Source organism: Methylovorus sp. MM2, from assembly GCF_001648895.1.
Classification (GTDB): domain Bacteria; phylum Pseudomonadota; class Gammaproteobacteria; order Burkholderiales; family Methylophilaceae; genus MM1.
In genome coordinates, this window is record NZ_LXUF01000001.1 from 956,092 (window position 1) to 968,144 (window position 12,053).

Sequence of the window (12,053 nt, forward strand, 5' to 3'; positions counted from 1 at the left end):
CACAATTTGCTATAGGTGCTTGATGCCTATGGCAAGTGTTTTGATATTCGTTTTGTATTTAAGTGATGGAGATTTTCATGCATAACGCAATGAATAATCGATATATAAGGGTAGCTCTTTGCCTACTGATTTCATTTTTTCTGAACGCATGTAGTGATTTCAGTCAGGGCAATGGCTTTGATTCAGTCAAGGCTACTGTGAAGCAGCAAACAGGTCGAGATATTGAATGGCCAAAGACGGCCGCCGCAGAAGATGATTTAGGTAAACGCATCGATATTCTGATGAGCAAGCCATTGGATATCGATGCCGCTGTTGAAGTCGCCTTGTTAAACAATAAACGCCTGCGCGCCTCTTTTTATGATCTAGGCATCAGTCAGGCTGATCTGGTTCAGGCCGGTCGTTTGCCTAATCCGCGTTTCGCCATGCTTTATGCCCGTAATAGTGGTGATTACAAGATAGAACAGGCCTTAACTTTCAATATATTCTCCCTGTTGACCATGCCGAAAGCCAAAGCGATAGAGCAGCAACGTTTTGAATTAACGCAAAAAGAGGTCGCGCAGGATGTGTTAAGGCTGGCGCGAGAGGTACGTATCGCTTGGGTGCAGGCAGTTTCGGCGAATGAGTCACTACGTTATATGACGCAGGTGAAGGTGGCGGCAGAAGCAAGTGCCGAACTGGCGAACCGCATGACGATCGCAGGCAATTGGAGTCAGCTTGATCGTGCCAGGGAGCAGGGGTTTTACGCTGAAGCAATGCTCGAGTATAGCCATGCGAAAAATGCACAAACTATTTCACGCGAGCAACTGGTGAGGTTGTTGAGCTTGTCTGGCGATCAACGTGATTTTGTACTCGCTGAACGCTTGCCGGATTTACCCCAGCAGCCGGATGCGTTGCCGGATGCTGAGAAAGAAGCGATGCAGCAGCGGCTGGACTTGCAGATAGTGCGTATGGAGACTGACCGATTAGCCAAGGCGCTTGGCCTGACCAGAACTACCAGATTTATCAATGTGCTGGAGCTTGGGCCTGCACGCGTTTTGGAGGGGGGGCGCAGCGAACCATACAAAAATGGGGTTGAAATCGCCTTTGAGCTGCCGCTTTTCGATTGGGGTGAAGCACGCGTAGCCAAAGCAGAAGCGCGCTATATGCAGGCGTTGAATTCGGCAGCACAACAGGTAGTCAATGCGCAGTCCGAGGTTCGGCAATCCTATGCCATTTACCGTACACATTACGATATCACCAAGCATTATCGTGATGAGATCGTGCCTTTAAAGAAGACGATATCTGCGGAGAACCAGTTGCGTTACAACGGCATGCTGGTGAGTGTTTTCGACCTGCTTGCCGATGCGCGTACACAAATCTCCAGCGTCAACCAATATATCCAATCACTGCGTGATTTCTGGATCGCGCAAAGTGATTTGCAGATGTCCTTGATAGGCAGTATCGCAAGCAATGAAAAGGAAGCGCAATAATGACCTCACGTCGTGATTTTTTCAAATTAGCGGGCGCTGCCGTTGCAGCCAGTGCTGTCAGTAAAGTCGCCATGGCAGCCTTGCCGGAGATCGTATCGACGAATACTGCTGATACGCAATCGCCTTTATCTCCCTTGAGTGGTCGCCCTTATCATCCGGTTGTCACCCTCAATGGTTGGACATTGCCCTGGCGCATGAGTAATGGGGTAAAAGAATTCCATTTGGTCGCCGAGCCTGTCGTACGCGAGATAGCGCCGGGCATGAAGGCCAATCTTTGGGGCTATAACGGGCAGAGCCCTGGCCCAACCATCGAAGTAGTGGAGGGGGACAAGGTGCGCATGTATGTGACCAATCGTCTGCCTGAAGCGACGACCATTCACTGGCATGGGCAGCGCTTGCCTAATGGAATGGATGGCATTGCCGGATTGACGCAACCGGCAATCGCCCCGGGCAAGACTTATGTATATGAATTTGAAGCCAAGCGCCCCGGTACTTTTATGTATCACCCGCATGCGGATGAGATGATGCAGATGGCCATGGGGCTGATGGGTTTCTGGGTAACGCATCCCAAGAATCCCAAGTTCATGCCGGTTGATCGGGATTATGTGTTTCTTCTAAACAGCTACGATATCGACCCCGGTAGTTACACACCGAAGACCAGTACCATGCTCGATTTTAATCTATGGACATTCAATAGCCGTGCCTTTCCCGGGATTGCGCCCATGGTGGCACGCAAGGGGGAAAGGGTGCGCATTCGGGTTGGTAACCTGACGATGACCAATCATCCCATTCACCTGCATGGGCATGAGTTCGAGGTGACAGGCACTGATGGCGGATGGGTGCCTAAAAGTGCACGCTGGCCGGAGGTGACCACTGACATTGCGGTGGGACAGATGCGGGCGATAGAGTTCATTGCTGATGCGCCGGGCGACTGGGCATTCCATTGTCATAAGAGCCACCACACGATGAATGCGATGGGCCACCAATTACCCAATATGCTCGGTGTCGACCAAAGTGACCTGCTTGATAAGATCACTCATCTTGTCCCTGATTATATGGCGATGGGGAAAAGCGGTTCGGGGGATATGGCTGAGATGGCAGGCATGATGCCCTTGCCAGAGAACACCTTGCCGATGATGGGTGGCCAGGGGCAGTTTGGCCCGATTGATATGGGCGGCATGTTCACCACTGTGAAAGTGCGCGAATCACTTGCAAAAGATGATTACAAAGATCCCGGCGCTTATCAGCATCCTGCAGGTAAAGTCGCCTATGAGTTACACGGAGAGGAGCCCGATATACAACGGGAAAAAACACCCGAGCCGATGGGCGATATGGAGATGAATGTGCTTAAGCCTATGAACCACGCGCATTAATATCAGGTATCGCTTCGTAATCAATCGATTACAGAGTAAAATGCGCGCCATGGAACAATACAGCGGAATGCTTGCTAAACCGATCAATAGCTATCGCCCTTATTGGGCGAAACGCTTTGGTGCGTCCTCGATGCTGCCGATGAGCCGCGCCGAGATGGATGCGCTCGGTTGGGATAGCTGCGACATCATCCTCGTGACAGGCGATGCCTATATCGATCATCCAAGCTTTGGCATGGCTTTGGTTGGGCGTCTGCTTGAAGCGCAAGGTTTCCGTGTAGGCATCATCGCCCAGCCGGATTGGCAATCTGCGAATGCATTCAAAACTTTGGGCAAGCCTAATCTTTATTTCGGGGTCACCGCGGGCAATATGGATTCTATGGTCAACCGCTATACGGCTGATCGCAAGATACGTTCTGACGATGCTTATACACCCAATGCTGAAGGCGGAAAACGGCCTGACCGTGCGATATTGGTCTATTCGCAGCGTTGCCGCGAAGCATTTCCTGATGTGCCTTTGGTAATTGGCAGTATCGAGGCTAGCCTGCGTCGTATCGCACATTATGATTACTGGTCTGACAAGGTACGCCGTTCCGTCTTGATGGATTCCAAAGCGGATATCCTGCTTTATGGCAATGCCGAGCGTGCATTGGTCGAGTTGAGCCATCGCATCGCCAAGGGCGAGAGGATTAGCGAGATCACTGACATCCGTGGTACAGCTTATCTGCGCAAGGGATTACCTGAAGGTTGGCAGGAGATCGCCTCCACTAATCTGGATAGGCCGGGCACGATTGATGCCCCCATCGACCCTTATGCGATGGAACCCGCCATGGAAAAAACAGGCGAATCCTGTGCTTCCACAGCAGCCAATGCCGCTGCCAAAGCTGAAGACCCTACTGTAAAACCTATTACCATCGTCAGGAAAGTTAAGGCGGATCGCTCAAGGCAGGTCGTACGCCTGCCAGCCTATGAAGAGGTGGCTAAAGACCCGGTATTGTATGCACATGCTTCACGCGTACTCCATCTGGAAGCAAACCCCGGTAATGCACGCGCATTAGTGCAGCGACATGGTGACCGCGAAGTCTGGTTGAATCCGCCGCCGATACCACTGACGACTAAAGAGATGGATTACGTATACGACTTGCCGTATGCGCGTAACCCGCATCCGGCTTATCAAGGCAATAAAATTCCTGCGTGGGACATGATACGTTTCTCGGTGAATATCATGCGTGGCTGCTTCGGCGGCTGTACATTTTGTTCGATCACCGAGCATGAAGGCCGCATTATCCAAAGCCGTTCAGAAGAATCCATCTTGCGCGAAGTGGAAGAGATTCGCGATAAGGTCGAGGGTTTTACCGGGGTGATTTCTGATCTTGGCGGCCCCACAGCCAATATGTACCGCATGGCCTGCAAGTCAGAGGCCATCGAGACCTCATGCCGCAAGCTTTCGTGCGTGTATCCTGGTATCTGCGAGAACCTCAATACAGATCACTCATCATTGATACAGCTTTACCGTAAGGCACGTAGTATCAAAGGGGTGAAGAAGATACTGGTGGGTTCTGGCCTGCGCTATGATTTGGCCGTGACCTCGCCAGAGTACGTCAAAGAGCTAGTGCAGCATCATGTGGGCGGTTATTTGAAGATCGCGCCTGAGCATTCTGAAGAAAACGTGCTTTCCAAGATGATGAAGCCGGGGATGGATGCCTACGATAAGTTCAAGGAGATGTTCGAGCGCTTCTCCAAAGAGGCGGGTAAAGAGCAATATCTCATCCCTTACTTTATCGCGGCACACCCTGGCACGACAGATGAAGACATGCTGAACCTTGCGCTTTGGCTAAAAAAATACGATTTCAAGTTGGATCAAGTGCAGACCTTTACACCAACGCCAATGGCGATGGCGACCGCGATGTATCACTCCGGCAAGAATCCGTTGCGTAAAGTGACGGCAGACAGTGATGATGTCCCCATTCCTAAAGCGGGCAGTGTGCGTCGCTTACATAAAGCCTTTATCCGCTACCATGACCCCAATAATTGGCCGATGTTGCGTGAAGCATTGAAGCACATGGGGCGTGAGGATTTGATAGGTAATGGCAAGAAACATTTGATCCCTGCATGGCAACCGTTACCGAAGCCGGTTGAAGCTAGAAATGCGGCATTCAAACGTAAGCCATTACCGAGTAGCCATCGCGCGAGGCGTAACCCGTCTTAATTGGTGTTTTTTAGAGGTTGCTTAAGTTTTCCGGGATTTTTTTGATGATACTTACTGGTCAATCATCAGCCTGATAAGCAGACTATTTAGATGCCATGAATTTCTGTGTCTCTGCCTCTATGGTGTCGATAGCAAGATCAAAATCCATTGATTTATCGAAGAAATGCTGTACGCCCAGCGCTTTAGCTAACTGGCGATATTGGGTATGCGCATGATTGGTGAAGATAATCGACAGCGGTTTCGCGAAAGGGAAATCATCTTTCAGTGTTTCACGGATTACTTCAAAACCATTCCCTTGGGCTAATTCAATGTCTACGATGAGTATATCGAATGCGCGCTCATGCAATAAGGCAACGGCTTCATTTTGTGTGGCTGCGACGGCTTCAAATGCCAGCCCGTTACAAGAGGAAAGGGTTTCCATGATCGCTTCGCGTAACAGGAACGAATCTTCAACCAACAATGCTTTCATTGATTGAGTATTCATCGTCCACGACGATCTATTTGAGGGTGATGCGCTTTCAAAGACTGGTTGCACTTTAAATAACTCTACCTTTCTATTATGATTCTTTCCCCTTTCTCGACCTATCAGGTTTTGTCCTACAAAGTCCTACAAGATTATGTAATCAATGCATTCTTGATTGCATAATATGTTAGGTCTGCATTTGTTTTTAAACTCATTTTTTCAAGAATGCGTGTTCTATATGTGCTCACAGTTTTGATGCTAATAAATAACTCTTCGGCTATTTCTGTTGCACTGCGACCGCTCGCAAGCTTGAAAAATACCTGAAACTCTCTTTCTGATAATGTTTCATGCAGTAACTTATCATGAGGTTGCGTGATCTCATTGGTCATTAACTCTGCTAAAACAGCCGAGATATAACGCTTACCGTTTGCAATCGCACGAATCGCAGTGATGATCTCTTCCGGCTCTGCGTCTTTGGAAAGATACCCTTTGCAACCGCTACGAATGAGGTTCAACGCATATTGCTCTTCTGCATAACCGCTTAGCATCAATACTGGCAAATCCGGGGCTACGTGCTTCAGGTCGCGTAGCGTATCTACACCATTCTTATCCGGCATTGAAATATCCATTACGATAATGTCGAATGCCTGTGCCCGAACTAGCTTGATCGCTTCTATTCCTGAACCCGCCTCACCAGTCACTTCAAGGTCAGCTTCCAGCTCAATCAGATTCTTTAAACCTTGGCGGACGATACTATGATCGTCAACTAACAGTATTTTTTTCATAGCGCTTTTTGAGTGTAAAAAATAACAGTATAAACATTTTGTGCGCTTAGTTAACTCAATTGGGCATTATGAACGTTTTAGCCAGTCTGATAATTCGTCTGCATGCTCTTCTTCAACAGCAAGAATCCCTTCAAGCATCCTGCGGGTAGTAGGGTCCTTATCGCCAATGTGCAAGATCAATTCATGATAAGCATCGATGGCAATACGCTCAGCAATCAGGTTTTCCTTGATCATGTCTTTAAGATCCAAGCAAGGGATGTAATCTGCATGACTCCGACTCACTAAACCATCCGGTGAAAAATCAGGTTCACCGCCAAGCTGTACGATACGGGCAGCAATTTCGTCAGCATGGGCTTGTTCTTCTTGCGCATGTACATTGAATTCATTAGCAATGGCCTCAGAGTTTATGCCTGTGGCTGTGAAATAATGACGTTTATATCGCAGGCTACAGACTATCTCAGTAGCAAGGGCAGCATTCAGCTGCTCGATCACTGCTTCGCGGTCACCCCGATAACCCGCTGTTTGGGCACCATCTTCTACATTTTTGCGGGCATTATTTCTAATGGTTTCAATATCAATCTTGAATGCTTCATCAACCGTATGCAGCTTATTTAGGTTTTGCATGATTTTTCCTTTTATTAGTCTTTACAGCAGCGTTGATGCTCATCCTCGGATGAGCATCAACTGGCTATTCAGTCGCTTCTTCTTTTGCGCTTGGCGCAAGCAGGTAGCCAATAGCCACACCTGCAACTACAGCCACTGACAACGCGAGAAACGAGCGTTTTCTAATCAGTCGTTCAGTACTTGTCTTGCTAACTTTAAACGCGTGTACCAGTTCTTTTTGTACGACATCTTTCCATTCAGTAGCTTGATCAACGAGATCATCAGTCAGCTCATTTGCTTTTGCTGGTATGTCTTCTGCATCTAGAATGGCTCTAATACTTGAAAGTAGTGCCAAAGCATCTTCTTTGGTATCAAGAGACTTGCTCTTTACTTTTTTGCTTAGTTGCGTCACCGATTTTTTTGCATCTCGTGATATTTCTTTCACATTGTCTTTTGCTGTATCGATCAGTTCTTCGGCGTTTTCTTTAACATCTGATTTTGCGGTATTAAACATGCTATGCTCCTTAAAAATAACGAAAAATTCTTTAGAATTCATCTTGTGATGCTTGAAATTTTAGTTACTTGGCGTTAAATACTCCGAGTAAAAGTGAAATGACTGTAATAATCAAAAATATAAAGAACAGGATCTTGGCGATCCCGGCTGCGCTTGCTGCGATCCCTGAGAAACCAAAGAAAGCGGCGATAAGCGCAATCACAAAAAATACGATTGAGTAGTGCAGCATGATGAGCCTTTCAGTTATTGACTGAGTTGTTGATGTCTCACACTTTATGCTGAATACCCAGAACAGATGAGTGGGGTATCGCTGAAAGCTATGTCGGAGCGCGCTGACAATATGTAAACGTTAGGGAATATGAAGAAAATTCTTTTTTGGATCGATGAAATTATTAAGCGCTTAGGTGGGCGCATCATCGCTACGCTTACTGCCGCGATGGCGCTTTCTATTATTGCGGTTATGTTTACTGATGGATGGATCGTTTCCATGGGTAAGCAGGGCGACGCGATTTCACATATCCGCGATAACATTGCGACGATTTATCAGTTGCGTACGAATGTGCATCGTGCAGAGAGTGCGCAGCGTGGCTATCTGCTTACCGGGCGTGAATTGTATATTGCACCTTTCAACGATGCGATTGACGGTGCCCGGGCAAATATCAAAAAGATTCAGAATGAGCGGCAATCCAATCTAGTCCTGAAAAAACAAAGTGATCTGGATTGGCTGGATGCCATTTCGGCAAGCCTAGAGGCTAAAGCTGCAGAAATGAAAATGACGTTGAGTCTGACAAAGGCAGGTAGTACGGAAGAAGCAAAGCGTATTGTTGATCTTGATCAGGGTCTTAGTGAGATGAGCAAGTTTATGCAGTACACGCAAGTGCTGCTGGATAAACATAACGATGCTTTAACGATTTTATTAAATGAGCGTAAAACCAGTTTATTGCTTATTCGCATTGCAGTCATAGGTAGTGCGGTGATGTTGCTTTTGCTGGTTATTGTGGTGATCAGGCAGCTTCTAATCGAGATGGTCACGCGGGATCAACTGCGTCAACAACTGGCACAAGATTGTAAGATCTATGAAGATCAGCTTCATGAAAGTACGCGACAACTTAAGATACTCGCGCTAGGTAATCAGGGCGATGTGGAGCGTGAAAGGCAGAAGCTTGCCCGTGAATTGCACGATGAGCTTGGCTCTATCTTGACTGCGACCAAAATGGATGTGAATTGGGTTATCCGCAAATGTAAGGATACGGCACCAGAGATCGTAGAAAAATTACGTAAGACCATTGGTTATCTGGATCAAGGCATACAGTTCAAGCGTCAGGTCGTACAAGACCTTCATCCTTCCATGATCACTACTTTTGGTTTTTGGCCGGCATTAAAATCTTTGATCGAAGATAGTGCGGAGCGGAATCATTGGGAGATGGATGTGATGCTACCCGAAGAAAGTGTCGTGCTGAGTGAGACTATCGACTTGATTGCCTATCGTGTAGTGCAGGAGTCTCTGAATAATGCCAGTAAGTATGCACAAGCCACGAAGGTCTCTGTGCATATGCTGATAGAACTGAATTACCTGAAAATCGATATTCAGGACAATGGTATCGGGGTCGATATGCAAACGATCGATGCAACACGCCATGGCTTATCGGGCATGCGCAATCGCGTAAAGGCCATTGGTGGTCATCTCGATATCACAAGTGCGGTGGGTGAGGGCATGACCACGCGCGCGCTCTTGCCATTAGATAACAAATAACTGATTACTTTTGCATGATTCGGTTGTAGGTTGACGCTTACATCCGAATCGTTCTCTGTCCGACTGTTTAATACTCCCCTGTTGATTAATATAGCTGCACTACAAAACGAGAAGAAATTTAATCGTTCTGTTTCATATTAATAAATAGGAGAATAAACAATGAAAACTCAATTTAATCTTAAAGCACTTTCAGTTGCAGTAGTGTTCGCGGTAGGTGTAGCAGGTGTAAGTTCTGTGTCTATGGCGCGATCAGAAGACATCAATCAGCCACCCGCAGTAGAGAATTTTAAAAAGCTGGATGTAGATAGTGATGGCACTTTGACTAAAACAGAAGCGGCTAAAGATCCATTATTCACCAAGGCTAACTTTGCGAAAGCCGATATCGACAATGATGGCACTTTAGATAATAGCGAATATGCTGATTTCAAATCACAATCACAAAATAAAGAAGTTAAACGTGTAGTGAATGACAGCGTGATTACTTCTAAAGTGAAAGCAAGCATCTTGAAACAACAAGGCTTTGATGGTTTAGAAGTCAGTGTTGAGACACATAAGGGCGTGGTACAGCTAAGCGGGTTTGTTGATCACAAAGATCAAATCACACTTGCTGGTAAAATCGCTAAATCAACTGAAGGTGTGGTATCTGTAAAGAATGACCTAGTCGTAAAAGGCTAATTTGTTTTTCAGGACTTCTTCAATGTTGTAGCTAGCTAACCGCATACCGTAACAGGTATGCGGTTTTTATTGCGGTGCTTTTATCATTGTTGTACCTGTATTAATGTCTTGGTATCGAATCCCAATAGCTTGGCTTGATTGATTAATGCATCCTGAGTATCTTTAGGCAGGGTGGGTGTTCGAGAGAGTATCCATAAATAAGAGCGGTCTGGCCCGCATACAAGCGCATATTGATAATCTTTACCGATGACCAGAATATTGTACGCGCCATAAAATGGGCCGAAGAAAGAGACTTTTAATTTTCCGGAGTACGATCCATCCTGATTCTGTGGATCGACGAAATAGGCTTTGCCTTCCGCTTCATTCCATTTTTGCGTCTTAGGGTCAAAGCCCTTATTGATCACCTTAATGCCACCATCATCTCGCAGGCTATAGTCCGCAGTGACTTTAATCAGGCCGCGTTCAAACGAGTGATCCATTCTGGCTATCTCATACCAAGTACCAAGATATTGCTCTGCTTTGACATGCTGAACGGTTTGAATACCTTCTGGTACACCCAAGCATGCAGTCAGCAGAGTAGACAAAAGAAGTAGTACGCTGGTCTTTATCATATACACGCCCTCATTATTCTACTTTGTGACCACTTGCACGCTGATCAAGTTCATCAGTGCATTTGTTGGTGCTTGTAAACTACCTGAAATTGCGTTTTACGGGTTTAGGGGCAAATAGAGGGCTCTGCGGCATCGATTGATGGCGTGCAGCCTCGGACAAAGGCTTACCGTTATTGTCTTGCGGTTTTTTATTCTGGCCTTTGTTGTTCTGGTTTGGATGATTATTTTGGGCTGGTTTTCCGGTTTTTTGCTGTTGCGGATGACCTGACCTTGCCGGATTTTTACCTTGTGGCTGTTGCGTGCGTGATGTCTGGGGTTGTCTGTTCTTTTGCTGCGGATGTCTGGATGGCCTAGGTGGGCGTGGTTCTTCTACATCGGGTTTGGCTGGCGGTACGAATCCGGTTATTTCGGCTCGTGGTATTTCGCGCTTGATCAGGCGTTCAATCGCTTTTAGCAGCTTCAGTTCTTCATCATCCACCAACGACACTGCTGCACCTGAACTGCCAGCGCGGCCTGTACGCCCGATTCTGTGGACATAGTCTTCTGGCACATTTGGCAATTCAAAATTCACGACTTGCGGTAACTGATCGATATCCAAGCCGCGTGCGGCGATATCGGTAGCAACCAGCACAGGCATTGAACCATCCTTAAACTGTGCAAGTGCTTTGGTGCGTGCCCCTTGGCTTTTATTGCCATGGATCGCGGCTGCGGCGATACCGTCTTTAACCAGTTTTTCAGCTAAACGGTTTGCGCCATGTTTAGTGCGCGTAAATATCAATACCTGCTTCCATGCATTTTGCTTGATCAGAAAGCTAACCAGATCGCGTTTTTGGCTCTGCGTCACAAGGTAGACAGTTTGCTCGACCAGCTCAGATGCGGTGTTTCGTCGTGCAACCTCAACAAAACCGGGGTTATGGAGCAGGCCATCAGACAGTGCTTTGATCTCGTCAGAAAATGTCGCTGAAAATAATAGGTTCTGCCGTTTTGCTGGCAATAGCGCCAATATCTTTTTGATATCGCGAATGAATCCCATATCCAGCATTCTGTCGGCTTCATCCAACACCAATATTTCGATATTTGAAAGGTCGACGGTCTTCTGGTTTGCATGATCTAGCAAGCGTCCAGGTGTTGCCACTAAGATATCTAAAGGTTTTTTCAAACGTGAGATTTGCGGATTAATCCCTACGCCACCAAACATCACCGTTGATGTAAGGAGGAGGTATTTACCGTAGGTCTGTACAGACTCTTCCACTTGCGCCGCTAGTTCGCGGGTCGGTGTTAAAATAAGGCAGCGTGGTTTTCCCGCTTGGCCTTTTGCTGGTTTTGTATGCAGCAAATGCAGTAAGGGCAGGGTAAAACCTGCGGTCTTTCCAGTGCCTGTCTGGGCACCTGCCAGCAAGTCACCGCCATTCAGGACTTGTGGGATCGCCTGTAGCTGGATCGGAGTGGGGGTAGTATAGCCTGCATCTGCAATGGCACGAAGGATGGGCTCGGCTAAGCCTAAGTTGGTAAAGCTAATGGTATCGGACAAGCTGGGAACTCCTGCAACGGCCTGCTATGCATTGCATAACACCAATCAAGGCTGTCGGGTATAGTGATTT

At 47.1% G+C, this 12,053-nt stretch carries 12 protein-coding genes; 5 read left to right on the top strand and 7 right to left on the bottom strand.

The window, feature by feature from the left end; translation table 11 throughout:
• Positions 1-77 precede the first annotated feature (77 nt).
• Genes A7981_RS04540 through A7981_RS04550 form a run of 3 tightly spaced genes read left to right on the top strand, consistent with a single transcriptional unit; the run spans position 78 to position 5,048 of the window.
• Complete coding sequence (locus A7981_RS04540) at positions 78-1,469, top strand: TolC family protein (RefSeq protein WP_254258499.1); 1,392 nt, start codon at positions 78-80, stop codon at positions 1,467-1,469.
• A complete protein-coding gene (locus A7981_RS04545) occupies positions 1,469-2,842 on the top strand; it encodes a multicopper oxidase family protein (RefSeq protein ID WP_067264595.1) in 1,374 nt (457 codons plus the stop codon). Before A7981_RS04540 ends, A7981_RS04545 begins: the two co-directional genes overlap by 1 nt.
• 49 nt (positions 2,843-2,891) lie before the next feature.
• A complete protein-coding gene (locus tag A7981_RS04550; RefSeq protein WP_067266535.1) occupies positions 2,892-5,048 on the top strand; it encodes a YgiQ family radical SAM protein in 2,157 nt (718 codons plus the stop codon).
• A gap of 82 nt (positions 5,049-5,130) precedes the next feature.
• Here A7981_RS04550 and A7981_RS04555 read toward each other — a convergent pair whose 3' ends face one another.
• The 5 genes from A7981_RS04555 to A7981_RS04575 form a co-directional block, all read right to left on the bottom strand.
• Positions 5,131-5,532, bottom strand: coding sequence for a response regulator (locus A7981_RS04555; RefSeq protein WP_254258500.1), 402 nt, complete (start codon positions 5,530-5,532; stop codon positions 5,131-5,133).
• A gap of 131 nt (positions 5,533-5,663) precedes the next feature.
• A complete protein-coding gene (locus tag A7981_RS04560; RefSeq protein WP_067264601.1) occupies positions 5,664-6,296 on the bottom strand; it encodes a response regulator transcription factor in 633 nt (210 codons plus the stop codon).
• 66 nt (positions 6,297-6,362) lie between these two features.
• Positions 6,363-6,920, bottom strand: a complete 558-nt coding sequence (locus A7981_RS04565) for a bacterioferritin (RefSeq protein ID WP_067264604.1) — start codon at positions 6,918-6,920, stop codon at positions 6,363-6,365.
• Positions 6,921-6,984: 64 nt separating this feature from the next.
• On the bottom strand, positions 6,985-7,413 hold the full coding sequence (locus A7981_RS04570) for a hypothetical protein (protein WP_131800936.1): 429 nt from the start codon (positions 7,411-7,413) through the stop codon (positions 6,985-6,987).
• Between the two features lie 64 nt (positions 7,414-7,477).
• Positions 7,478-7,642, bottom strand: coding sequence for a DUF1328 domain-containing protein (locus tag A7981_RS04575; RefSeq protein WP_067264610.1), 165 nt, complete (start codon positions 7,640-7,642; stop codon positions 7,478-7,480).
• A gap of 129 nt (positions 7,643-7,771) precedes the next feature.
• Here A7981_RS04575 and A7981_RS04580 point away from each other — a divergent pair, with 129 nt between their 5' ends.
• Both A7981_RS04580 and A7981_RS04585 read left to right on the top strand, forming a co-directional pair.
• A complete protein-coding gene (locus tag A7981_RS04580; protein ID WP_067264613.1) occupies positions 7,772-9,166 on the top strand; it encodes a CHASE3 domain-containing protein in 1,395 nt (464 codons plus the stop codon).
• A gap of 159 nt (positions 9,167-9,325) precedes the next feature.
• Positions 9,326-9,841, top strand: coding sequence for a BON domain-containing protein (locus A7981_RS04585; RefSeq protein WP_067264617.1), 516 nt, complete (start codon positions 9,326-9,328; stop codon positions 9,839-9,841).
• 83 nt (positions 9,842-9,924) lie between these two features.
• Here the strand turns inward: A7981_RS04585 and A7981_RS04590 are convergent, their stop codons facing one another.
• Together A7981_RS04590 and A7981_RS04595 are read right to left on the bottom strand one after the other, a co-directional pair.
• On the bottom strand, positions 9,925-10,452 hold the full coding sequence (locus A7981_RS04590; RefSeq protein WP_067264620.1) for a lipocalin family protein: 528 nt from the start codon (positions 10,450-10,452) through the stop codon (positions 9,925-9,927).
• 79 nt (positions 10,453-10,531) lie between these two features.
• On the bottom strand, positions 10,532-11,983 hold the full coding sequence (locus A7981_RS04595) for a DEAD/DEAH box helicase (RefSeq protein WP_067264623.1): 1,452 nt from the start codon (positions 11,981-11,983) through the stop codon (positions 10,532-10,534).
• Between the last annotated feature and the right edge of the window lie 70 nt (positions 11,984-12,053).